Annotated in this window: 22 protein-coding genes; 13 read left to right on the top strand and 9 right to left on the bottom strand. The window is 45.6% G+C overall.

Translation table 11 applies throughout. The annotated features are described in order from the left end of the window. Nucleotides 1-17: 17 nt before the first annotated feature. Complete coding sequence (locus SPB21_RS10020) at nucleotides 18-374, bottom strand: urease accessory protein UreE (RefSeq protein WP_250564923.1); 357 nt, start codon at nucleotides 372-374, stop codon at nucleotides 18-20. 239 nt (nucleotides 375-613) lie between these two features. On the opposite strand from SPB21_RS10020, the gene SPB21_RS10015 reads away from it, so the two are divergent. Continuing rightward, complete coding sequence (locus tag SPB21_RS10015) at nucleotides 614-1027, top strand: ArsR/SmtB family transcription factor (protein WP_250564922.1); 414 nt, start codon at nucleotides 614-616, stop codon at nucleotides 1025-1027. A gap of 101 nt (nucleotides 1028-1128) precedes the next feature. Here SPB21_RS10015 and abc-f read toward each other — a convergent pair whose 3' ends face one another. After that, nucleotides 1129-2736, bottom strand: a complete 1608-nt coding sequence (abc-f, locus tag SPB21_RS10010; protein ID WP_499866450.1) for a ribosomal protection-like ABC-F family protein — start codon at nucleotides 2734-2736, stop codon at nucleotides 1129-1131. Nucleotides 2737-3025: 289 nt separating this feature from the next. Continuing rightward, nucleotides 3026-5368: an ATP-binding protein gene (locus tag SPB21_RS10005; RefSeq protein WP_499866449.1), complete on the bottom strand. Its 2343-nt coding sequence runs from the start codon at nucleotides 5366-5368 to the stop codon at nucleotides 3026-3028. A gap of 249 nt (nucleotides 5369-5617) precedes the next feature. Here SPB21_RS10005 and SPB21_RS10000 point away from each other — a divergent pair, with 249 nt between their 5' ends. Both SPB21_RS10000 and SPB21_RS09995 read left to right on the top strand, forming a co-directional pair. After that, nucleotides 5618-6076 (top strand): carboxymuconolactone decarboxylase family protein, encoded by a 459-nt coding sequence (locus tag SPB21_RS10000; protein ID WP_499058457.1) that lies wholly within the window; start codon nucleotides 5618-5620, stop codon nucleotides 6074-6076. 12 nt (nucleotides 6077-6088) lie between these two features. Next, complete coding sequence (locus SPB21_RS09995) at nucleotides 6089-7030, top strand: RNA polymerase sigma-70 factor (RefSeq protein WP_163698541.1); 942 nt, start codon at nucleotides 6089-6091, stop codon at nucleotides 7028-7030. A 120-nt stretch (nucleotides 7031-7150) separates the two neighbouring features. On the opposite strand, the gene SPB21_RS09990 is transcribed toward SPB21_RS09995, so the two are convergent. Further along, on the bottom strand, nucleotides 7151-7939 hold the full coding sequence (locus tag SPB21_RS09990; protein WP_499866448.1) for an inositol monophosphatase family protein: 789 nt from the start codon (nucleotides 7937-7939) through the stop codon (nucleotides 7151-7153). A 517-nt stretch (nucleotides 7940-8456) separates the two neighbouring features. Here SPB21_RS09990 and sir point away from each other — a divergent pair. After that, nucleotides 8457-10208, top strand: a complete 1752-nt coding sequence (gene sir, locus SPB21_RS09985; protein ID WP_499866447.1) for a sulfite reductase, ferredoxin dependent — start codon at nucleotides 8457-8459, stop codon at nucleotides 10206-10208. A gap of 25 nt (nucleotides 10209-10233) precedes the next feature. Here the strand turns inward: sir and SPB21_RS09980 are convergent, their stop codons facing one another. Further along, complete coding sequence (locus SPB21_RS09980) at nucleotides 10234-11652, bottom strand: LuxR C-terminal-related transcriptional regulator (RefSeq protein ID WP_499866446.1); 1419 nt, start codon at nucleotides 11650-11652, stop codon at nucleotides 10234-10236. A 149-nt stretch (nucleotides 11653-11801) separates the two neighbouring features. Here SPB21_RS09980 and SPB21_RS09975 point away from each other — a divergent pair, with 149 nt between their 5' ends. Together SPB21_RS09975 and SPB21_RS09970 are read left to right on the top strand one after the other, a co-directional pair. After that, on the top strand, nucleotides 11802-12752 hold the full coding sequence (locus SPB21_RS09975; RefSeq protein ID WP_499058464.1) for a bifunctional helix-turn-helix transcriptional regulator/GNAT family N-acetyltransferase: 951 nt from the start codon (nucleotides 11802-11804) through the stop codon (nucleotides 12750-12752). Nucleotides 12753-13185: 433 nt separating this feature from the next. Beyond that, nucleotides 13186-13431: a hypothetical protein gene (locus tag SPB21_RS09970; protein WP_499866445.1), complete on the top strand. Its 246-nt coding sequence runs from the start codon at nucleotides 13186-13188 to the stop codon at nucleotides 13429-13431. A gap of 381 nt (nucleotides 13432-13812) precedes the next feature. Here SPB21_RS09970 and SPB21_RS09965 read toward each other — a convergent pair whose 3' ends face one another. From SPB21_RS09965 to SPB21_RS09955, 3 genes are all read right to left on the bottom strand, one after another. Next, nucleotides 13813-15495: an ATP-binding protein gene (locus tag SPB21_RS09965; protein ID WP_499866444.1), complete on the bottom strand. Its 1683-nt coding sequence runs from the start codon at nucleotides 15493-15495 to the stop codon at nucleotides 13813-13815. Between the two features lie 178 nt (nucleotides 15496-15673). Further along, complete coding sequence (locus tag SPB21_RS09960) at nucleotides 15674-15889, bottom strand: hypothetical protein (RefSeq protein ID WP_006514079.1); 216 nt, start codon at nucleotides 15887-15889, stop codon at nucleotides 15674-15676. Between the two features lie 438 nt (nucleotides 15890-16327). Next, on the bottom strand, nucleotides 16328-16807 hold the full coding sequence (locus SPB21_RS09955) for a host attachment protein (RefSeq protein ID WP_163664175.1): 480 nt from the start codon (nucleotides 16805-16807) through the stop codon (nucleotides 16328-16330). A 300-nt stretch (nucleotides 16808-17107) separates the two neighbouring features. On the opposite strand from SPB21_RS09955, the gene SPB21_RS09950 reads away from it, so the two are divergent. The 7 genes from SPB21_RS09950 (at nucleotide 17108) to SPB21_RS09920 (ending at nucleotide 23480) form a co-directional block, all read left to right on the top strand. After that, nucleotides 17108-17344 carry an SH3 domain-containing protein gene (locus SPB21_RS09950; RefSeq protein WP_163664173.1) on the top strand — a complete coding sequence of 79 codons (237 nt, stop codon included), beginning with the start codon at nucleotides 17108-17110 and terminating at the stop codon, nucleotides 17342-17344. Nucleotides 17345-17449: 105 nt separating this feature from the next. Next, the gene (locus SPB21_RS09945; protein ID WP_163664171.1) at nucleotides 17450-17842 is read left to right on the top strand and encodes a hypothetical protein; all 393 of its coding nucleotides are present in this window, start codon (nucleotides 17450-17452) and stop codon (nucleotides 17840-17842) included. A 238-nt stretch (nucleotides 17843-18080) separates the two neighbouring features. Further along, the gene (locus SPB21_RS09940) at nucleotides 18081-18761 is read left to right on the top strand and encodes a hypothetical protein (RefSeq protein ID WP_006514074.1); all 681 of its coding nucleotides are present in this window, start codon (nucleotides 18081-18083) and stop codon (nucleotides 18759-18761) included. Between the two features lie 40 nt (nucleotides 18762-18801). After that, nucleotides 18802-19500, top strand: coding sequence for a hypothetical protein (locus tag SPB21_RS09935; RefSeq protein WP_163698556.1), 699 nt, complete (start codon nucleotides 18802-18804; stop codon nucleotides 19498-19500). A gap of 240 nt (nucleotides 19501-19740) precedes the next feature. Then, nucleotides 19741-21066 carry a PhoH family protein gene (locus SPB21_RS09930; RefSeq protein WP_163664166.1) on the top strand — a complete coding sequence of 442 codons (1326 nt, stop codon included), beginning with the start codon at nucleotides 19741-19743 and terminating at the stop codon, nucleotides 21064-21066. A 98-nt stretch (nucleotides 21067-21164) separates the two neighbouring features. Then, entirely contained in the window at nucleotides 21165-21830 is a 666-nt protein-coding gene (locus tag SPB21_RS09925) for a hypothetical protein (protein ID WP_499866443.1), read from the top strand. Nucleotides 21831-21914: 84 nt separating this feature from the next. After that, nucleotides 21915-23480, top strand: coding sequence for an ArnT family glycosyltransferase (locus SPB21_RS09920; protein WP_499866442.1), 1566 nt, complete (start codon nucleotides 21915-21917; stop codon nucleotides 23478-23480). Between the two features lie 102 nt (nucleotides 23481-23582). Here SPB21_RS09920 and SPB21_RS09915 read toward each other — a convergent pair whose 3' ends face one another. After that, nucleotides 23583-24248 carry a YdcF family protein gene (locus SPB21_RS09915; RefSeq protein ID WP_163664162.1) on the bottom strand — a complete coding sequence of 222 codons (666 nt, stop codon included), beginning with the start codon at nucleotides 24246-24248 and terminating at the stop codon, nucleotides 23583-23585. Nucleotides 24249-24591: the final 343 nt, after the last annotated feature.

Raw genomic sequence — 24591 nt, 5'->3', positions numbered from 1 at the left:
GCCTTGAATAGCTTAGGTTACTGTAAATCAGCGATCAATTTAGACAGACGTGTCATGATTGCCGAGATATCATCAGGTGTTGCATTCTCCATTCCCATTGCGATCAGAAAAATGCCTAGTTGAACAGCATCCTCTAGTTCAAGGATCATTCCTAGTTCTTTAGTCTCTTCTAAAACTGCAGCCAGGCGGCTGGGCTGATTTACATCAAAGTCCACATGTACCGTTGAGGGACTTTCCTGCTCATGCCCTGGAATTTTTTCGAGTCGAGAGATTTTATTTGCATTAACGGTCACACTGGTGACATTGCTAATGACTGTGATATCACCAGTCTTAAGGGGCTGAACAAGTAGTTGTTTGGCATTCATTTGAGTCATGACCTTGGATTACTACTGTTTAGAGAAGGCTTTATTGATTAGCTGATTATATCACTGTCTAGTTATATTTTAGACAAAGGGTACACTTCGTTATCAAAGTCATGAGTTCATTAGTTCGTACGCTTCTTCAAAAGTAAAGTTTTGTGTTTAAAGTGCACTATTAAAAGTGAGTTGAATCAATTGTTAACTACTATCTGGCAATATAATGGAATAACCTGTCTAGATTCACCCCTCCTTCGATGCCAAAAAAAGCAGCTCTTTCTAAGAAAAACTTGTCTAATGTCGCTCAATTAGCCGATTGTGGAGTGGCTAAACTGTCGCCTGCAGCACTGGGTTTAATGGCGGATTTCTTTAAGATGTTATCTGAATCTAGTCGACTACAAATCGTGTGTGCTTTAAAGGCCGAGCCTAAGAATGTTACCGAGATTATTGCAATTACCGGTTTAGGGCAAGCCAATGTCTCTAAGCACCTGAAAATGTTGGCTCAGGCTGGGATTGTTTCCCGTCAGGCTCGGGGAGTTTGTGCCTACTATCAAATTTCAAATCCATTTATCTTTGAACTTTGTGAACTGGTTTGTGATGCGCTTTCAATTCAAATTGATCATCAAAACGAACAGTTCGAAGCACTGGGTGTAATGTTGCAAGATGTTTGAACCCGATGGGGTTTGAGCCTGTGGCTGATGGTTATTTAAGGAACTGGCAAAGCTGGAAACCTCTTCTACTCAAAAAAACAAGCCTTGACAGGCTACCGGTTTTATGCAGTTAAGCTACTGCGGTAATGGGCTTTTTCCTTGGGAAGATATGCGGTTTGTTGTAAGGTCCTGGCTTTGAGTTGAAAAGAGCGGTTGATACGAATGCGGCTTAAAAAGTCTAAATCATGGGAGATCACCCAAAGGGCACTGTGGTAATTATTGAGGGCTGTTACCATCTGATCGACGGTAGTTATGTCTAAGTTGTTAGTGGGTTCATCTAGAATCAGCAGGTCAAGTTCTGAAATTGTCAGCATTGCGATCGCAAGCCTGGCCAATTCCCCGCCACTCAGCACTGAGGCCATCTTATGGGCATCATCATTAAAAAATAGAAAATGCCCCAGCTGTTGTCGCAGCAGCTGATAGGTCAGTGTGGGATTGGCCCGTTGCATATTTTGCAAAACGGTTTGAGTGCGATCAACTAGATCGTAGGTTTGGTCTAAATAGACTGTGCGCATATTGGCTAAATGAATATTGCCGCCTTGCAAATGGGCTGGGGTGTCTCTGACATCTAGGATGGCTTTGATGAGGCTGGATTTCCCTGAACCGTTGGGGCCAGCAATGGCAATACGATCGCAACTGCTGACCTGTAGCTCAATCGCTTGGAGTAATAATTGCTCTCCGACCCAAAGATCAGCTTTCTGGATATCAATTAGATTCCTATGTTTATGGCCATTTTCCTCTAGCTGAATACTCGTTGTCTTATGGGTTTTAATTTTGGTGGTGGCTACTTTTTGAGTCGCTGCAGTGACTGCCTTGTCATGTTTCTCTTTCAGTTTGCCTGCAGCCACTTCAGCCTTACGCTTTAAGTTGCCAGCAACAATGCGAGGCATGTTGCCATTGAGGGCTTGTCGCCGCCCATTGCGATGAGACTGACTAGCCCGTTTTTGCTCCCTGATGGCAGTGGCCTTAGCCCGTTTTAGTTCCTTCCGTGCCGTCTCATGGCTCCTGATCTTGGCTGTTTCTTCCAGCTGTTTTTGTTCTCGATAGTACGAAAAGTTCCCTCCGTAAACGTGCAGACCTGTCGCCGTTAGCTCCCATGTGGTTTTAGCTACTTGGTCTAGAAATGATGGTTTGTGGGAGACAACGACAAATGCCCCTTGATACTGGTCAAGGACCCGAACCAGCTCTTCTAAGGCCAGGTAATCGAGATGATTAGTGGGTTCATCTAGCAAGAGTAGATCGGGCGATTGGGCCAGACCCATGGCTAAAAATAGCTTGGTGAGTTCTCCGCCGCTCAGACTTTGCATAGATAGAGATAAATCCAGATTTGTGCTGAAAACAGTTGCCAGCAGCTGTTCAATTTCCCACCATTCATCAGAAATGGTATTGAGAAAGTCAAAAACAGACTCTGATCGCAGTGACGCTCTAATTGTGTTGAGCTGTGGCAGATAGTAGATGGCACCATGGGTACTCACGGTGCCTTGAGTAGGCCGAAGTTGACCCCCTAAAATCCTCAGCAGGGTTGATTTTCCGATACCGTTAGGACCGACTAGAGCAATGCGATCGCCCAGCGTGATACTCAGAGAAATCCCTTGAAACAATGTTCGTGTGGATTCTATTGCGTAGCCTAAGCTCTCCGCAATGACATAGGGCCTTTGAGGGTTAGACATCCCTTAGCTCCTTGCTAATGCATTACTGAATCTTTGTAAAAGACTGAATCTTTGTAAAAGACTTAATTTTGAAAAGACTGATATCGAGGCAAAACTGATACTGAACTTGCCTCAGCCAGTGATGTAGCCAGACGTATATTGATTGCTGCCGGTGAAGAGAACCGGCATGGCACGCTTACAAAGCTAATGTCTTGGCTTGTTTCACTTAAGAATACTACTTCATTAATCTAGAGCTAGAGCCTAACGGAGTTTTGACTAGGATAGCGCACCCGTAACGAAAATGTCCAAGTTATGAATTTCTATTGCTTAGAAGTTGTTGTATAAGCTGGTCCAGCTGTTTGAGTTTAACCGGCTTACTAAGATACTCATTGGCCCCAGCCTCAAGGCAGCGATCGCGATCGCCCTCCATGGCCAATGCCGTTAGGGCAATGATGGGAATATGGGCAAGGGCCGGATCACGGCGAATATGGCGTATTGCCTCTAGACCATCCATCTGTGGCATTTGAATATCCATGATGATGACATCAGGCTGTTGGGATTTACTCAGGCTAATGGCCTCTTCACCGTTCCTGGCAATGATTAAATGGTAGCCTTTGGCCTGGAGATAATTGGAGAGTGTTATAACATTGGCCTCATTATCCTCTGTCAGTAAAACAATGGGACCACGCTCGTTTACCTGAGTAGGTTGTTCGATGCCGGTATATATACTGGCATCAGTCGTGTTTGCGATTTGAGTTTCGTTAGCACAAGGCAGGGTGATGCTAAAGCAGCTGCCATTGTCGACTTGGCTCGTGACCTTGACTTCGCCACCGTGCAGCTTAACAATCCGCTTGACTAAGGAAAGCCCTAATCCGGTGCCATTGTATTGGCGATTGAGGGCACTGTCGATTTGAATAAATGGTTGAAATAGTTTTGGAATATTTTCAGGAATAATGCCAATACCGGTGTCAATAACGGAAATTTTTAAGCTGTTGGCCACTTTATAGCTGTCTTGTGTCGATATAGGTAAGGGTGGACCTGACTTAACCATTAATGTGATACACCCACCATCAGGAGTAAACTTAACTGCGTTATCGAGCAAGTTAATCAAAACCTGGCGAATCCGTCGTTCGTCAATAAACAACAGGGGAGACTTATGCGGTAGTTCGGTTTTGAGATGGATCTGTTTTCTCAAAGCTCGCTCTTTAATAAAAGCAAGGCTAGAGTTGCAGAGAGGGGCAATGGCAGTGGGATGACAATCTAGAGCGACATGGCCAGATTCAATTTTGGATAGGTCAAGAATGTCGTTAATCAGTTCTAGGAGATGTTTACCACTGCTCTCGATAGTGCCCAGGGCCTTATGTTGTTTCTCATTGATAGAACCAAACACTTGCTCCTGCAACCCATCTGCCATACCTAAGATGGCATTAAGAGGTGTGCGTAACTCATGGCTCATGTTAGCTAAAAATTCAGTCTTGGTGCGGTTAGCCTGGTGGGCCGCGTCCTCAGCTTCTTTGTAGTGGGTAATATCTTGGAAAATGCCAATGACCCCCATGACTTCCCCGTCTAAATTCTGAAGGGGGATTTTATTGGTTTCTAACCAGCCCTGTTTACCCTTGCCGTTAGACATCGGTTCGATAATGCCAAACTCAGGTTCCTTAGACTCTCTGATTCTGCGATCGCACTCAATATAGAAACTGGCTTCTTCCTTGGCCCACGGCATATCATAGTCAGTCTTTCCGATGATTTCCCCAGGCTCTAGACCAGCTACCTCAGCAAAACTTTGATTGCACCCTAGAAATGTATTTTCTCGATCTTTCCAAAAAATTGATTGGGGTAGGTTATTGATCACCAGATAGAGCAAATTTTGAGACTCAGAGAGTTCTTTAGTGCGCTCTTTTACTGTGTGCTCTAGATTTTGAGAGTAATTTTGTAATTCCTTAAAGGCTGCCTGTAGTTGGAGAATTCCGTGGTTGGAATGTAAGTTGGGCTGAACCACTAATGACCGCGCTAACCACCCCAGTAAAGGTAGGGCAATCAACCACATAACGCCCAAAATGCCCCCTGCAATGATAAAAACACGCACCGTGTTTTGACCGACAGACGTTGCATCCATTTCAATTACCAGGATGCTATCAGAACGCCTTAGCTGACTTTGAATTGGGGCATATCCATGTAAAACGGCTATGCCTTCTCGATTGGTACGGATAGTTGTTTCAGTAATCGGTGCTTGAATCTTAGTCTGCTGTTGTAAAAGATGGGGTAAGTCAGAACACACATCTCCGACCCTAGTCGGAGACTGGGGAAGACGATTTCCCCCAGGACGATAGTCTGAGGTAACGCTGTAGTGGCCATTGCGAAGTTGCACGATGTAAAGACGAACAATCCTGGGCTCCGAGGCTTGAATATCTTGCAATATTTTCTGATTAACAATAGGGTCAGAGTCAGTATCTTTAGGCTGATCATTGACAGATTGATAAGCACTATCAATCTGTAGGGCAGCTAAGCTAACGGTTCCCAGTAACCGATCTTGTAATTCTGCCCGTTGAGATCGCTGTAGCTGCCAATAAATTCCTACAGATAGAGCACCTGCCATCAAAGCAAGCAGACCGGAATAAGCAACGACAAGCTTGGTACTGAGATTCCAACGCATTCTCTTCCCCTACTCCTTTGCCTAAGGATCTAGCCCAAGCTAGTTTGAATAACCTCAGCCTAGCCAATTTTCACAGTAAAGGGGGCATAATTCACACTATTAACGGCAAATGGATAAGTAAAGTTACCACAGGCCTAAAATTTGTCGGTGTTCCCATCCAAAACTTCCCAGCAGATTATAGAGTACCTGTCACATTTCTAGTTCCCATCTCGTCTTCTCTAATGAAGACCTTTGATCGGAATATCCCCCATGACGACACGATTTGAATTTCAAAAAGTGGCCCCCGCTGCCTTCCGAGCCATGATGGAAGTAGAAAACTATGTTCGTAAAAGTGGCCTGGACAACTCCCTGGTGGAATTGGTGAAAACCCGAGCATCCCAAATTAACGGCTGTGCTTTCTGCATTGATATGCACACTAAAGATGCCAGACATGCAGGTGAGACAGAGCAGCGACTCTATGCCCTCAGTGCATGGCAAGAAACGCCCTTTTTTACACCTCAAGAACGCGCGGCCTTGGCCCTTACCGAAGCCGTCACCTTGATTGGAGAAAATGGTGTGACTGATGCAGTATATGAAGAGGTAAACCGCCACTTTACACCTGAGCAAATCGCCAACCTGCTGATGGCGATTGTTGCAATCAATGCTTGGAATCGCCTTAGCATTACAACCCAGATTTTACCCGGCAGCTATCAAGTTCAAGCAGCATAGGATAAGGTGACCATGATTACCGTAGCCAAAAACGACCCCATCGATCGACTTGACGTGTTTAATCAATATCGTTCGCTTTTGTTTGCGATCGCATATCGCATGCTTGGCAGTGTCACGGATGCCGAAGACATGGTGCAAGACACCTTTCTCCGATGGCAACAGGCATCTGAGAAATCCATCAAATCGACCCAAGCCTATCTGACTACAATCATTACTCGCTTGTGTATTGACCGGCTACGCTCTGCCCGTGTCCAGCGAGAACATTATATCGGGTCGTGGCTGCCTGAACCGATCGTCACTGAATCCACTACCAACTCGGCTACTGACCCCATGACAGTGGCTGAGTTGGCAGACTCTCTAACCATGGCCTTTTTGGTTTTACTAGAGCGACTATCACCATTGGAGCGGGCTGTTTTTTTGCTACGGGAAGCCTTTGGCTATGATTACAACGAGATTGGCCAGATTGTCGAGAAAAAAGCAGCCACTTGTCGTCAAATTTTTCGACGGGCACGTCAGCACCTGGCTGATCAGCGGCCACGCTTCCAGACCTCGCTTCAGCAGCAAGAACAGCTCACCTATAAATTTATGCAGGCCTCTCAGCAGGGTGACGTCCAGGGACTACTCGACCTACTGGCTAAAGACATTACGCTTTGGTCCGATGGTGGTGGTCAGGTTGTGGCTTGTCTGAAGCCGCTGCACGGTGCAGCTAAGGTGGCCGGATTCCTACGGGCAATCTACCGTCGGGCTCAAAAACTTGGCTGGGAATATGAGGTTGAGCTGGCTCAGATCAATGGCCAACCTGGCCTGGTTTACACCCGTGACAACACTATCGAAACTGTTGTGGCCATTGAGATTGTTGATAATCGCATTCAGTCTCTTTATTTTATGAGAAACCCGGACAAGCTAAAACAGAGTTTTTCAAAAGCCATTGCTGAGATGGTGAGCCTGCGGTAAAAACACGATTAAGTGGAGAACACCCTACTATTCAACCCTCATGTGAGAACTGATGAGAACTGAGAACACCAATAGTCTGGAGGCGTAATAGGGCGTATCTTTCTGCATGGGACTGTCCTTTTAGGTCTTTAAATAACGCTGATATATCTCCTGGGCAACATGTTTGTTAGCACTGGCGACATATCGAAAGTTGTAGGTGCGAAGTTTTTGCAGCCCCCCCAATGTCTGAAATACATCTGAGCACTCGGTAAAGTCTTGCCCGGTGGCATCAATCAGGGCTCCACCTTTCTGTTTAAGAAATGCGATCGCACCACAGACATCCCAAAAAGAGCCCTTACCCATCAAGGCAAAGTCTAACCGTGGGCGTTGACGATGGCGAGAATCACAGCACCACATCAACGTAGGCACAGCCGCCCCTAACTGTCGACGTTTGAGCGTTAATCCGTGCAAGGGTTGATTTTCAAACGTGCTGTCGATACCGTAGAACTCAGCTGAAGCTAAGGTCTTTAACGGTTTCATAATCGGCACACTGTCCTGGCTAAAAAAGAGTTCCCTTGTAAATGGCAATGAGATAATTCCACTGCTGATGGCACCATCTTTCACAAAGCCAATGGAAATGGCCCATAGAGGAATGCCTGCCTTAAAGTTGGCGGTACCATCTAGGGGATCTACCAAAAACCAGGTGCCATCTTGGGATGGTTTATCCTGTCCGATTTCTTCAGCCACGATACCAGAGGCGGGAAAGTCTTTTTCAATGGCTGCTAAGAGGATGCGTTGCGAGCTCATATCCACGTCAGAAACAATGTCAAACTTGTCTGTTTTAGTCTTAAAGACAATGTTTTCATCCATAAACATCTGTTTCTGATACTGGGCCACCTCTGAAACGGTTGGTATCAGGCTTTCAATCATAAATCAGGCTAATGCTCTATGGTTAATGTTTACTGTCGGTGCCTCTGTCTAAGCCTCCTCTATCTAAGCCTCCTCTATCCAAACATCCTCTATCTAAGCCTCCTTCTATGGAGGTGCTGTCAAGATGATTGTACGGCACCTATGGGTATCTGACGATCATAGTCATTAAAGTCAACCTGGGTCACCTGGCACTAACAACAAACATTTGCCCTGGCGAAATCCATAGGTATAAACCGTCACTGGCTGAAAATTACCCATAATTCAGGGGTGAAACCCTGGCAAAATCAATAGTAACCCTGTTGTATATGGCCGCTGTTTGCTTAAGCTCGATTACTTGACGTCCTGGTCTGCATAGACTGTGGACAATATTGAAATTCACAACCAGTCTCGCTTTAAAACCGTTCTCAATACTCCTAAAATATAGGGTTACGGTGCCTACTTCAGTACGCTTAAGCTGTAACAGAATTCGGTTTGGATATGACCATATCTGAACTATTGTTTCTCGGTCTAGAAGAAGATGGGCGCTCAAAAATCCTCTAAAGGAACCTCTCAGAGAAAACTCTCGAAAATAGAAAAGATAAAGGCAAATAGTAATTTTTTGCGCGAACCCTTAGCAACAGAATTATTACAAGATACGAACCATTTTAGTGAAGCTGCCCAGCAAATTCTCAAGTTTCATGGTTCTTATCAACAGGATAACCGTGATAACCGAGTCAAAGGGCAAGGGAAAGACTATCAACTGATGCTGCGCACACGAACGCCCGGTGGAATTGTGCCCCCGCAGCTCTATTTAACGTTAGATCATTTATCAGAGAGTTACGGTAATCAAACCCTGAGAGCAACAAGCCGTCAAGCCTTTCAAATGCATGGGGTACTCAAGCAAGACTTGAAAACTGTCATTGCTGATATTATCAACAATATGGGCTCAACCCTGGGGGCATGTGGTGATCTGAATCGCAATGTGATGGCCCCTCCCGCTCCGTTTACACAGCGCTCAGACTATCAATATGCTTGGGAATATGCCAATAATGTGGCTAATTTATTCACGCCACAAACAGGGGCATACTATGAGATTTGGCTAGATGGCGACAAGGCCATCAGTGCTGAAGAAGATCTCAACCCAAACGCAGCTCGACAACAAGTTTTAAATAATAACGGCAGCTCTAACATCACTGAACCTTTCTACGGTCCTCACTATTTACCCAGAAAGTTTAAGTGCTGCGTGACCGTACCAGGGGATAACTCTGTTGATGTGTATACCCACGATATTAGTCTAGTTGTCATAACTGATCAAAATGGTGAGCTGGAGGGATTTAATGTCCTAACCGGTGGAGGCATGGGGCGTACCCATAATAAAGAAGAAACCTTTGCTCGTCTGTCTGATCCCCTGGGCTATGTCCATAAGGATGACATTTACTCCTTACTTAGAGCCATTGGTGCACTACAACGAGACTATGGCGATCGCACGAATCGGCTCCATGCCAGAATGAAATACCTGATCCACGATTGGGGCATCGATACGTTTAAGACTAAGGTCGAAGGCTATTTTGGCAAACCTTTACAACCATTTAAGTACCTTCCTCCCTGGCAATACCAAGACTTTCTTGGCTGGCACGAGCAAGGAAATGGCAATCTATTTCTTGGCCTCTTAGTTGAGAATGGACGGATTCAAGATCAGGGTAGCCTGAGGTTAAAAACGGCTTTGCGGGAAATTGTAGGACAGTTTAACGTCCCCTTGCGGTTGACCCCTCACCATAATGTTCTCCTCTGCGATATTCAGCGATCTCAGCGCCATGTCATTGAAACAATTTTAGAAAAACACGGTTTGACTAGTCATCCAGATCAACTCAATGGCCTGATTCGCTATGGTATGGCGTGTCCAGCATTCCCCACCTGTGGTTTAGCCATCACTGAATCAGAACGAGTATTTCCAGCGGTTTTGCAGCGAATTAATCAATTACTAGAAACGCTAGATCTGGCAGATGAACCCCTGATCATTCGTATGACAGGCTGTCCCAATGGCTGTGTCCGTCCCTATTTAGCGGAATTAGGTCTAGTGGGCAAGGGACCTGGCAGCTATCAGGTTTGGCTAGGCGGAACTCCTGATGGAACAGCATTAGCCCAACCCTATGGCCCAAGCCTACAGATTGAAAACTTAGAAACTTTTTTAGAACCGATATTTCGTTATTTTCAAGCCAATCGCAAACCCGGTGAACGCTTTGGGCTCTTTTGCAATCGTATTGGGCTGGATAGGTTGCAGGCTGTTTAAGGAGAAAAGAGATGGCTGATGGCTCTCACAAATTAAGTCCATGGGTATTTATTAACTGATACAGTGCCTGCAATCGGGTTTTGGCTTTGACTTTAGCTAAGATATTATTGATATGAAACTTGACGGTACTGTCGCTAATGTGGAGCTGCTCTGCAATGTCGCGATCGCGAAATCCCTGGGTCAGTAATCCAATCACCTCCTGTTCTCGATTGGAAAGCCGCAGTTGTGGTTGACTACCCTTGTTGCCAAGACCCCATTCCTCTCCTTTTATGACTGCTTCTACAGCAACTCGTAGTTGGTTGGCTGTGGTGGAAAGTGTGACTTGGGCATTGACCCCATCCGGTCTGATGTTGGCATTGTGATGAAGCCAAATGATGCGATCGCAACTACCGACTAAATCAACCTGATCCGTTAACAAAGGAATATGACGTTCCTGAGTCATCTGTACTGTGATCCCAGCCAAATGTGCTAGTTGGGTAAAGCCAGTTTGCAAGAGTGGTAAGCGACATTGAATGTTCAGCGATACTTCTGGAAGACTCACTACCGCTGGAAATGCCAGGGATATGTGCAGAGCATTAATGCTAGTTTCGGCATTAATCTTCAGGGAGCCACCAAAATAGGTAGCAATTGAGGTTAAATTCCCAAATACTAAAGCTTCCCAAGCTTGTTGTTCCTGGTACATCAAAGATGTGGTTGTCACTATTGCCTCTAAGGCTACCGACTCGATGTCATAGGTTAAACGACAGTAGGTACAATCGAGGGTTTTAAGAATTTCAGCAACCTTGAGGAATAGTTGAGTTTGGGACAAATCGAGGGCGCGCTCTGTTCCTAAAACTGTCAACTTTATCGGTCCCAGTGTCTGCGCAAGGCCATCAGAGAGTGAAAACTCGGCAAGGGGATTCACTGGAAGAGTTACAGAGGAAGGGTGAGTTTCTTTTTGATGTAGTGAGGCCATCTCTAACGCCACCGTTAATGTGGTACAAAACCCCAACAAAACTTCTAAAAATTCTGCCCCCATGGGATGATAGCCAAAGACGGCCAACACGCCAATCACCTTGTCAGCATGGGCTAAAGGATAGCCAGCAAAGCTAGTAATATCATTAGCGATCGCCCATTCAGGATATCGAATCCAGGATTCCTCGGCTAAGTGGTTGCTCAAGAGAGCGACACGATTTTGCGCAATTTTGCCAATTTTTAATTCCCCCATGGGGATACGGCTAAACGAACCGTCTGTGCGCGTATACAGCCCCGAGGATGCCACCAGTCGCAACAGTTTACGATCGGGCTCAACCAACCAAATTCGCGCAAAGGCACAGTTAAACTGCTCTATTAAACCCTCTGTGGCTATGCGGGCAATGTCCTCTTGATCAAGAGAACTAGAAAATCCCTGAGCAATTTGAGTGGCCCGTTGTAAGTCCCAGACTAACCGTGCATCGTCCAGCATATCAGCATTTTCCTTGATGCTACATCCCGGTGAATAGCCATTTTCCCATAAGCAATAGATTACAAAACCTTAACTGGAAATTTGTAAGTCGATATCAGAAAATGGCTCTACATTATTATGTAATCAATTACGTAATTACCTTCAAGGTTATGAATTTTTATCAGCAGGTGGGCAAAATGGCCTTGGGAAGTCGTCTCCGCCGCTTAGGGGAAAAGCTGCTGGAGGATGCTACCGAAGTCTATGCTCTATACGATGTGGATCTTGATCCCAAATGGTTTCCTGTTTTTTATGTGCTTTCCCATCAGCCAGGTGCTTCCATTACGGAGATCGCTCAAACCATTGGTCATTCCCACCCATCAGTGAGCCAGATTGTCAAAGAAATGAAGAAAAAAGAGTTAGTGATTACCGATAAAAGCCAAAAAGACGCCAGGGTAACTATTGTTCGCTTATCTGAAACAGGCAGGCAGTTAATCCCCAAGATAGATAAGCAATATAGTGATGTTGCTCAGGCCGTTGAATCTTTACTTTCAGAAACCCAATTCAATCTCTGGAAAGCCTTGGAAGAGGTTGAATTTTTGCTAGATGAAAAGAACTTTCTTGTGCGTGTGCGAGATGCCCGTAAGCTACGTGAGCAGCAGCAAATTGAGATTATTGACTACAGGCCAGAGTTTCACGACGACTTTAAGCAGCTAAACTACACCTGGATTGAGTATTACTTTACCGTCGAAGAGTCAGATCGCCAGTATCTAGAACATCCTGATCAAAAAATATTGGCACCAGGGGGGCACATTTACATGGCTCGATATGAGAACAAAATTGTCGGTACCTGCTCTCTGGTAAAAATAGATGATACTCGCTACGAGCTGTCTAAAATGGCTGTTGCAGCAGATATGCAAGGTAGAGGTATTGGTTGGTCATTAGGTCAAGCGGCCATCCGTAAAGGTCATGAATTAGGTGCGAAAACGCTTTATATAGAAAGCAATACCACATTAAAACCAGCCATTAGCCTTTATCAGAAACTGGGATTTCAAAAGATTGTTGGTCCAGCGTCTCCCTATGAGCGTTGCAATATTCAACTAGAGCTGTCGTTAGAGCCCTAACCATTGATAGCGTGGCGCATAGTGACAAGTATCATACAGCTTAAAGAAATAAGTCATTGTGCAATCTAATGTTTGCTGCTATTCCGTTTGACAATTTGGTAGCAGGCTCTTTGATACAGACCTAATTTGTGCTGTCTGCGACACTGGTTGGTGTTCTAAGTAGTGAAATGCTAAACGGCGTGTTAAGAGTCACGTTTTGTTAATATTTATCCTTTGCAAATAAAGCTCAAAGTCAATCCACAAGCTTTTTACGCTGTCATTGATAAAAATTAATCTGAATAAACTGTTGATGAAAACTGAATAAACATGAACTTTTCCGGATTGTTTATGTCAAGGATGACTGCAACAGTGAATTTGTTGCACTGTGCAGATAGATTAAACCATCATGAGTTCTAAGTTTTGTCCAAAGTTTACGATAGCTACTGCTTATCCTATGATGTTTTCCTCGGGTGATCTAAAGCACATTGAGTCTGAAATGCTCCAGGTTATTTTTTCTGAGTCAAACTCTACTTCTAGGAATTTATCTGAGCCGTCGAGTAATTATTTTTTTGACACCATTGAGACTCCAACTGAATTATATCGTTGGGTCCAAAATACTGAGTCTCAACGGTTGCATCAATTAAGGCAGCTAGAGCGGCTTTGGCAAATCGAGCCAGAAGACTTCTCTAAAAGAGGATAAAACAATCCAGGGAAGACTTAGTTGGTAGTTATTTGTTTCAATGTTTCGTAGCTCACAAGTTTGCTACAGTTTGCTACATATAGTTCCTGGCTTAGCTTATTTATATAAATGTGTCTAAATCGTCCAACTAATGGATTCCTATTAGTTAGAACGAGGTTATTAAAGACAGTGCAGTTCTGAGTTAGTTTGATGATGGTTAAAGGGTGCGATCGCACAACCGTCTGATCGGTGTCTGTCTATACTGGGCCCAAACATCATCATTATCAGAGTAGAGAGTAGCTTCGCTTTGTAGTAGATTCGGCTAGATTGAGCATTTTTATCAGTAGCGATGGGCGATAACTATGCTTGTAACCTGTAGCTTTAAAGGACCCTTATCAAGAGTTAATTAGTTTCAGCCATCCTAAACACCACCGATATCACCGTCCCTGTTGCTGCCGTCGACTCAATCGTAAAATACCCCCCATGGGCCTCCACAATCCGTTTTACAATCGCTAAACCCAATCCTGTACCTGTAGATTTTGTCGTAAAAAATGGCTTGGTCAACTTGGGCAACACATCTGGCGGAATTAGCTCGCCGCCATTGTGAATACGTAAACACACCTGACCGGGCTCTGTCTCCAAATAGCAAGTCACCGCACTGCCTGGCTCAATTGCTTCACAAGCATTACTCACCAAGTTGATCAACACCTGTTTCAACTTGTCTGCATCCCCCTGGATGATTACCTGTTTGTCAGTGGTTTTTAACACCATCGATCGACCTGTTGCAAGGGGTTGAACCCTGAGGGTGTCTAACACCTCAGTTGTTAACTCAGTTAGATTAACGTGGGTAGTTTGCAATTTTTGTGGTTTGGCATAGAGTAAAATCTCGTTTAACAGGGACTCTAAACGCTCAGCTTCCGCAGCGGCCAGGTTCAGACGCATCGCATTTCTCTCGGAGAGATCAGCGTTACGCAGGGCACCTAACCCCATCTTGACCGTGGTGAGGGGATTACGCACCTCATGAACAATCATGGAGGCCAATTCCCCCACTTCTGCCAACGCCGCCAGGGCCTGTTCGGCACGTTTGCGATCGCGAATATCCCTGACAATCGCCACCACACATATCCGCTCGGCATACTCTATCGTCGAGGCAGAAATTTCTGCGGGTACGGTGATACCAGATTTGGTCAGACAAGTGAGCTGATCCGTCCAGCCTTGACCTGTTTGCAACACCGATTCGGCAAAGGCCAAAAATTGTGGCATCTCTTGGGGATGAATACTGGAAATGTGAACACTCTCCAGTAGTTCTTGGTGGCTGTAACCAAGTAGTTGCGTGGCTTGAGGGTTCGCTTCCAAAACGCGATCGCTAGTGGGATCAATGACAAAAATAGCGTCGTTTGAAGCATCGAAAATTCGGCGTAAGTGCTCTTCACTGTCTTTAAGCTGAGCATTCAGCTCTGTCAGTTCCGCCGTACGCTGGAGCACCCGTTGCTCTAATTCAGCATTGATTGTCATCAGTTTAGACTGGGCTGCACGCAGCTCCTGGGTCCGTTTGATCACTTCTGCTTCTAGCGCTTCGTTAAATTTCTGTTGTTGTTGCCATAGTTGATGATTATCAATGGCCGTTGCCGCTCGCTCAGCAAAAAGCTCTGCCATACTGATGAGCTCGTTAGAAAACGGTCGTGGTTGTTGGCTAAAGCTACAAATTGTGCCAATGGTCTTACCCGTCACCGTCCGCAGTGGGACGCCCAAATAGGCAGAATATCCCTCCGGTCCTTCACCATGGTTGCGATCGACAATAAAGTTTTCCACCGTCAGCGGACATCCCGTTTTCACCACTTTGTCCGTTAGGGTGCCATGCAATTCATACACAGCTTCTGGATCGTCGTTTAAGTCAAGGGTACTGGCCAGAATTCGTTCTGAATTATCCCAACAAAGGGTGACCACAGCCCAGTCTGTCCCTAAAATACTCTGAACTCCCTGGGCTAATTGATTTAGATAGTGGGTAAGATTGCGATCGCGGTAGCTTAAATTTGTGAGTACATCAAGAGTTTGCTGAGCTAGAACATACTCGGATTGAGACATAGCAAATCAGTTACAGCCAGGGAGTTCAGGCAACTACGCCACTTATTTCAGAATACAACATCCTTTAAATGCCTAAAACAAAGCTGTGATCTTACTTAAAGCATCGATCACAGCTTTTGGTTTCAGACTTTAAATCACGGTTTTACAGAAAAATCAAACCTGCAATGTTTACGGGTAGCTACGATGCTGTTGCTGTTTCAGCATCCAAACTATCCAGTAAACCAGCCTCTAGTTTGTCCAGTAGACTACCAGCAGACTCAGATGTTTTATCAGTGACGGATGGGAGTTCTTCAGGAATTTCAAATCGACAGCTGCCACAGCGTAAAAAAGAGCCAGATTTACTAGCATGACGTAGTAATTGAACGCCACAGCAGGGACAGGATTCCATCAGCATAAAAAACCTCATTAACAACAGCTTTAAATCAACAATTTTCTGTCAGTAATCTAGGCTACTGACAGAAAATTGAGGGGTATGCGTTGCGTGAATAGCTAGCTGATCGATGCCCAATAGCAACAACCAGCATTAGACGCTGTAGCAGACTGTATTTTTGGACAGCCTTAAAGGCGTCTATCATTCCTTCCATACCAAACAACGGGCGACATTCGTGACATGCTAAATACTCTAAGCATGGTTAAGCCCTGTAAAGGGATTTTGCACACATTGTCTTTACAATAACAAGTGTAACTATTTATTGCCATGTCGCTGGCAATAAAATGTGTCGCCTGTAACTGTCAAACCCTCATGGACAGTAGATCTTAAAAAGGATCATCCACAGGGAAAATAATGATTTAAATTGATCGAATACTTTAAAGACTTGGCATGGGGCTGTTTTTATTGACTAGCCATGCGTTTGGGACCAGGCAACATCTGTTTGCTGGTCAGATATTTGTGGAGTTCATGGGCATTTAAACGGCAGAGATCTTTGGATAACTCGTTAATGGTCATTGTTCCTGGCACATAGTTTTGAACAGACTCACGTAACGTTCCTAAAATATGAGGCTCTGCTACCAATACGAGGTCATAGCCAGAGAAGCTTTGGGCCATGCTGCCAATGTGCTGTAAAACCTTACTGGCAAAGCGGCGATTGGTTTCTGTAAACTGTGTTGTTTTTTCGTGGCGATTGCCGTGGTGTTTCCGCCCAATTAGATTGTTGCTAGGCCCTTTGGTGGTTATGGGCTTTTCGGCATTATTCAGGCTACTGTGCTCGGTTAAATGGGGGCCTGATTGTCCCTGATCAGAAAACTCAGTTCCGTTAAGGGTAAAAAAACGAGCTTGGGCACCATCTACAACCGCGACAAGATATGAGCGCATACGTAGTCCTAATTGTTTGTATTTGGAATCACATTGATTCTAACAGCGTAATCTTCTTGGCTTAACAGCCCTGCTCACACCTTTAACAGCGTGACTTATTTATTAATACTTTAGAAAAATATGTATCATTCGCTTAATTGTTGAAGCATAAATTTTTCTGGTTAGAATTAAATATAAAGAGCTGCTATGGAAACCTCGTGAAGGCTTTATTAGCAAATGACTACTAAGTTAGGGACTCAACTCTCTCCAAGGTCTATTTCTCTGAAAAGACTGCGATGGAGCGGATTAATGCTGATACCAATGGCTTCTTTGATACTAGGAAGCCCTGGGCAAGCGCAGCAAGTACGGGTGATCCAAGCTCCAGCTCCTTACAATGCCTGTAATTTGCGCAGTCAAGGGGGCATTCAATACCGTGTGATTGGAACCTACAGAAATGGCAGACAGGTGACATTGCTGGGGGAAGCAGGGCGCGGTTGGTACCGAGTTCAGATTGGAGAGCAGATTGGTTGGATGGCTCGGCAATGTCTTGGCCTCTAGGGCCAACAGCGGGGTATTGAGCTATGTATCTGACCAGAGTAAGTCCGTTCAATGGTGTTTATAATGTATGCTCGCGGTGATTAGGCGTTTAGATCGACTTGAGTCATGAATTTTGATACTTTTACTGAGTTTATTCAAAAAAGTTTTCGGGTTTCTCTAGGGGCAGCAGCGTCTGCAGTCGAGGCTATTCAAGATCCTCAGGCGTCTGCTAACAAATTTTCTGATATTGGTACAGATTTTAATCGGCTCACCGATGAGTTAGAAGTAAAAGGCGCGGTCACCGAGAAAGAAGCGCGTGAGTTTGTTGATAGCGTTAGTAGTAACTTTAACGATCAGTTCCCTAATCCCTTTGCCCCGTCTTCTGCTAGCAATGCTACTGTCAATACAGTGGCTAAGCCTGTGACAGACAGCGGTATTCAGGCTGAAATTAAGGCGTTGACTGAGCAATTATCGGCCATTCGTCAAGAAATTGAACAGCTCAAGGCTCAAGGGTCATAGGTGATAGCTCCAGTACGGAGTGCGGGCAATCACCGTGATTGGAGAGTAGGCCATTGAGATTGTTCAACGGATGGCATTCTCCCTGCTAAAGCCCGTTAATAAATTTGTTTGACAAAGCGTCAGCATTGCTAACAATGCTGACGCTTTATTTTTAAACACCGGACCCGTTCGAAATTTTTAGTGAGTGCTTTGTAGCTTTGGCTGGGAGTATTTCTGACGTTATTCCGGTGAGCATCATATGAAGCATTTTGCTGTCTTGATTCAGTTATTGCGCGATCGCAATCAGTTTCTTGAGGATATTCGGCGTGATGTCAAACTGGAGCGTAAAATCTTTTCGTTGCTGGTCGTCAGCTGTATATTCTTTGGGGTGTATGGAGCCATCATTGGTTCATCCAGCAGCTGGCTACAGATGATGGCATCGGCGGTTAAACTACCCGCTTTGTACCTGATTACCTTAGCCATTTGTCTTCCCACACTTTATTTCTTTGATATTCTCTTTGGCTCTAAGTTAAATTTTCGCCAATATAGTGCCATGCTAATGACCACAGTGGCTGTGATTAGCGTGCTGCTGTTCAGCTTTGCCCCCGTGGTCTTATTCTTTTTGATTTCAATTCAAGGGTATAACTTCTTTTTGCTACTCAATGTGGCAGTGATGGGCCTAACCGGTGTGATTGGCGTGCGTCTGTTTTATCAGGGGATGCGCCAGGTGGTGGGCGAAGATGCAGCAGGTAGTCAGCTGCGCAACCGTTTATTGTTAGGTTGGCTAGGTTTGTATGCGTTGGTCGGTTCACAATTAGGATGGACGCTGCGTCCCTTTTTCGGTGCCCCTAATGAACCGTTTCAGATATTTCGACCCGAAATTGAGGGGAACTTCTACGCTCAGATTTTGACAAGTCTGGGGTCCCTATTAGGTCTGTAGAAACGTTCTGTGGAACGTTTCTACAGGATCGGAGACAGACATGAGCGACGTGAATCTGGATAGTTTGCGGATTACAAATCGTGATTTGGACGAGCTGACGGGGCTGGATATTAGCGATTTATCCATGGGGTGGGGGACCCGCTTGTCAGTCTTTCGGCGGCCACGGTTACGCTGGGCCTGGTTGATAAATCAAGGGCTGGTGCTGGCTGTGGCGCTGGTGCTCTGGTTGCCGGTGTGTTTAGTGCTGGGCCGCAATGTGGCCCAGCAGGCGGTGGTTGTGTTTATGGGTATTGGTGTGGTGGGTGCGATCGCCACTACCCTTGCCCATGGCAGTTATGGCATTTACAAAGGCCGGCAACTTAAGGTGCTCAGCCACCTACTGGATGAGGTGGATCGCTTTAACGAAATGATTAAGGCCGTTGAAATTTTAGAAGAATTACGTCAGGCCGATCGCACATCTAGACGTTTGGCATTAGATAATCCCGATGCTGTCAAAGAAGCATTACACCTTACCCGCGAGAGTTTAGTGTGCGGACTTACGAGCGATAAGATTATGCGCAAACACCAGCGATTTATAGCGCGTCGCCATGAACTATTTGCCAGCATTGAGACTAATCTCTCCAGCCTACAGTCCCTCCAGGCCTCAGAGATGGCTGGAGACTATGCTCAACTTCTCAACGAAGCCCTGCAGGTAGGAACCAGTGTCCATCAGGAACTCAGAAGGATAACGCCTGATTAACGGCTAAATTCAGGTGTTGCTGATCGTCGCTATAGCCGTTAGAGCATTCCCTTATTGGGGACACTAGTCTAAGTCAAGGGCTAAATGTGAGGGAAATATTAAAGTCATTTTTACGGTAGTTTGCTACTCAAACCGATGCAGTTTAATAGATAATAGTACATATATTTCTGATGTCATTTAGTTGTAACGAAGTTCCTGTCCAATCTGGATTTTAAGGAACTTCAAGGGTGATTCTTATTTATGAAAAAGACGTTTGTCCTCGATACTAATGTGCTGTTGCACGATCCTAAAGCCATCTATCGTTTCGAGGAAAACGACGTCATCTTACCCATTGCCATCGTTGAAGAACTCGATCGGTTTAAAAAGTCCCTGGATGAAACTGGCCGTAATGCTCGTCAAGTGTCTCGTACCTTAGACAAACTGCGCGGGCAGGGTAGCCTTACTGAAGGGATCTTTTTGGAAGGGGACGGTACTCTCAAGGTCTCTTTGTGTCATCAAGAAACTCTCTCTTCATTGCCCCTAGAACTTGAAGGCGATAAGGCCGACAATGAGATCTTAGCCGTTGCCCTAGAGCACAAACAAACCTGTCAATGCCCTGTGGTTTTGGTCAGTAAAGATGCCAACCTTCGCATTAAAGCCGATACCTTAGGTCTGGCTGCCGAAGATTATGAAACCGACAAAATTGATATTGACGATCTGTATTCTGGGACAGGGGAGCTACTGGTTGATGCAGAACAACTGAGCCAACTGTTTCGTGGTGGAACGTTGGAATTAGATGGCAAGTTCTATCCTAACCAGTCTCTCACCCTTGTGGATGTTAACAATCCAGCCCACACTGCACTGGCCATGGTGGAAGGGGAATCAGGACGTATTGTTCCCTTGCCAAAAGTGCCCTATGCCGGAATCTCTCAAGTACATCCCCGTAACCGAGAACAAAAGTTTGCATTAAACTTGTTACTAAATGACACTATCCCTCTGGTTACTTTAGTAGGTAAAGCCGGTACGGGTAAAACTCTGTTGGCCATTGCGGCAGGTGTTCAAAAAGTATCGGAGGAGAGATCCTACAGTCGGTTGTTAATATCTCGCCCAGTGGTACCCATGGGACGAGATATTGGTTATTTGCCTGGGGATATTAACGAGAAACTGACGCCTTGGATGCAGCCGTTATACGACAACTTTGATCTAATTTTTGGCACTCAAGATCCGGTTGGTCAACCCGCCCATTGGCGCAGGGGACATGAAGAACTCATGGAAATGGGCCTATTGCAAATCGAGGCGTTGACCTACATTCGCGGACGAACGTTACCGAAACAGTTTTTGATTGTTGATGAGGCTCAAAATCTGACTCCCCACGAAGTTAAGACTATTTTGACCCGTGCAGGAGAGGGCACCAAAATTGTTTTGACGGGTGACACAGCACAAATCGACAATCCCTATGTGGATGCCGCTAGTAATGGTTTAGCTTATGTGGTAGAGCGGTTCAAGCATGAGCCTTTAGCGGGTCATATCTTGCTAACCCGGGGTGAGCGCTCAGCGTTAGCAGAGAGATCTACGGAATTATTGTAGAGGTGTCCCATGGGACACCTCTACAATAATTCCCGACAATGGTGGGTAGTCAGTTGGGAAAGCTAGAATGGATTTGTTTGATCAGCGTTCAATCAACCATGGCTATTCAGCAGGGCGACTATGAAAATCTGCTTGCAAGGTGCAGCAACTACCGAGGGGCATTAGCCATGCTCAAGCAGTATCGCCCCTATCTAGAAATGTTGCCCAGCATGCGCCGCCCCCAGGAAAGCATTGTCACGATTCCCTTACCTAATATTAGTATTCGACGCGCTATTGATAGTCCCGTCGGCCCCTTGAATAAACGCCGAGAGGTGGTCACGTTACCCTGCGATTTGGCCATCCTCATGTGTGACCCTGAATGGAAAATCAAAACTGGTGTGGATGTGCTTCTTTTTATTCACCGTCCAGATGAAGATTTTTCGGAACTGTTATCTCGGTGGCGACAAACCCAGATATTGCTGTCGGAAAACTATGAATGGCTCATGCCAGCACGGCATGAACATCTGATGAATGAGGGCTCAGAGCAGCCCTATCCGCTGTTTGTTACCTTTCCCAAAACCCCAGAGCGCATCATCCGTGGATTAAAGGGTGCAGAATTACCTGTAATTATCTATACCCCAACCCTGTGGAGCGATCCAGAAGAACGTTCAGAGCTGGTAATTTCACCCCAGTTCGAGTCTGAGGAGCTGATTGACGACGGAGACGAAGCCCTGCGGGATTGGGGCATTGATATTGAAGCGGCGGATGATGGGGTGGAACCCTAGGAACGACCCGTAAAATCGAGTGTGAGACCATAGCAAAGAAGAGTAAGGGAGGACAGGTGCCCTAGAATATTCTGGTGCGCACATTTGAGTAAGCGCTTCAGTGGCTTCCCGGAGGGTATTTTGAGTTTTAAATTAAAAGGCTCACTGCAGTCCCATCCTATTTTGAAGGCACCCTGGCTTTTAAAAGCACCCTGGCTTTTGAAAGCCCCCTGGCTGTGGCTAATGTTACTAGCCCATATTGTTTATTGGCTGACGGCGTTTCCCAATCCTGATGAGGCTTACTACTGGCTGTGGGGTCAGCGTTTAGATTGGTCCTACTACGACCATCCACCGTTCCATGCCTGGGTGCAGGGGCTTTTTTCTTATTTAGGACATTCCCAATTTGTGTTGCGGCTACCCACAGTGCTAAGTAATGGGTTATTTTTCTGGGCTTATTATCAAATTACTCGTTATATCTATGGCAGACGCTTCTATACCCCATGGGTTGTTACCATCCTGTGCTGTTGGAGTAGTCCACTTTATTTTTTATTTTTAACATTGGCCTGGCACGATCAGTGGCTAATTGCATTCTCTCTACTATCGGCCTACTGGTTTGTACGATTTTTAGATGGGGTGTGGTTAACGGGGCAGGGCAACAGCAGATATCTCTATGGAGGAGCTGCTGCCTTAGGGGTGGCCGGTTTGTGTAAATATACGGCTGTATTTGTGGGCATAACGGTTCTGGGTACGATTGTCAGTCAGCCCAAACTCCGCTGGCTTTTGCGGGATGGGCGACTGTACGGGGGAGTTGCGATCGCATCTCTTTTCAGCCTACCGATTTTAATTTGGAATTTTCAAAACGACTGGCTGTCGTTTCAGTATTACCTCACCCGCAGCGTTGACAGTGGCGGTGGTCCCACGTTGCGGCCCGATGCCGTTTTGTTTTTTTGGCTAACAGCGGCGCTGATTTTATCACCCCCTTTAGTTTGGGCCATGGTACGGTCTGTGATGCGCAAACGTCCCTTAAACTCTCCTACCTATCGCATCATAGCCTTAGGATTATTCCTCACATCAACAGGAACGCTTTCCTTAGTGGGGCTGTTTTCCACTGCGCTCTACTACTGGAATATTTTGGCCTACCTGCTATTGATACCGCTAGTCCCCACCTTTTTCCTTGATAAGAATCTTGAAACCCTGCGTCATCGAGACTGGCTCAATGGCATGCAAATTTTAGGAGTAGTTGTCGCCTGGCTACTGGTGATTAACTATTGTCTGTTACCAGTAACTGCTCTATTTGGCCCAGACGGCGATCCCGATGGGCGTATGTCGTTTGGATGGCACCAGGTAGCAGCGGTTGTCGAAGACTATGCCCCCCAGCACAATTTATTGTTGACGACCGACTACCGCTCTGCCTCTGCCCTGGCCTATGCGCTTAATGACGATCGTGTTTTAGCCATATCTGATCGCATCGATCAGTTTGATGTTTGGGCTAGCAAACGAGCTTTGATTGGCCAATCGGCCCTGGTTGTAGCCGACGACTGGCATCCCTTTGGTGCAGGACCGCTGACGCTAGCGTCTAACTGGGAACAAGTAGCGACAATTCCGGTACAGCGGTTTGGGGTGAAGATTAAGGACTATTACTTATATTCAGGTGTGGTGGAGAGTTATTAGGTCTTAGGTATTGGATATTAGGTCTTAGGCGTTTACTAGTGCGTACCCCTTAAAAAGCAACTCACTAATAACCAATAACCAATAAAAAAACTCAAAATTCCTTCAACTTCCCTCAATCCCCGCCTGATGCTCACACTTAAACCCCTTTTGCCGCCACTGCTCTAAGTTCACTGCGGTCAGAGGGGTTAACCGATGGCAGGTAGGCCTATGGACTTGAGCGACGAATGCCCACAGCAAACTACGGCTGATATCAAGGGTACTTTTCAGCGTCGTTTCTTGATTGCCAGGGATGCCAATTTCATCCACAATCAGGGGCTCAACCCAAATTCCCTGGGCTCCAAACAAAATACGGGCCAGGGTGACAGCTCGAAATGTGTGGCTGCCAGAGGTGACTAGAGTGACATGACGAGCTCCCCAGCGCTCTAGAATAGGGACAGAATAAACAAAATTACCAAAGGTAGACTCAGCACAGTTCTCTAGCCAAACCTGATTTAGAGACGCCGTTGCTTGCTCAAATAGCAAACGAATGCAGGGGTCAGCAGAACCGGCAGATACCAAAATGGGTATCTCGGTTGAAAAGGTACTAGCTAGCTGAGCCATGTACATTTCTCGGCGAATGCTACCGCCTAAAACCAGGTAAGCATCTGTGGGGCGCTGGCTGGCTGGCCATAGACTACTGAAGGCAATCAATGTAGCAATCGTAACTGCCACTAGTAATCCCAGTCCGACGTGCCTTAAACGTCGTTTTAACGTCTTGGCCTTTGACATAGTAGATAGCTCTCGCTGCAGGCTTCAGTAAATATACTCCTGTAATTCCCCGGTCCAAAGCATACTCTGTAGATGGACTATGAGTCTTTGAGGACGTAGTATTTAGATAATTTGATTGGTCTAGTTAAAATCTTTAGCAAAACCTTTCAGATATCACTGTTTCTGCCCATAACAAAAGTAAGGTTTGAATAAAGATACTGCAGTTTTACGTAATTGACCTGTTTCGTGCGCTAGATTTAAGTCCAGTATTTATGCTGAAAAACTCAGTACGTAAGGGGCTGATTCTAAACGGTTGGTTACTTTACGTTAATATTGAAAATTTGTAGCTGCATAATTTGAAAAT

The organism is Leptothoe sp. ISB3NOV94-8A (genome assembly GCF_043421595.1).
Classification (GTDB): Bacteria; Cyanobacteriota; Cyanobacteriia; order Phormidesmidales; family Phormidesmidaceae; genus Leptothoe; species Leptothoe turfae.
The sequence above is the reverse complement of the archived record's forward strand: the minus strand, read 5'-3'. Positions and strand labels throughout refer to the sequence as shown.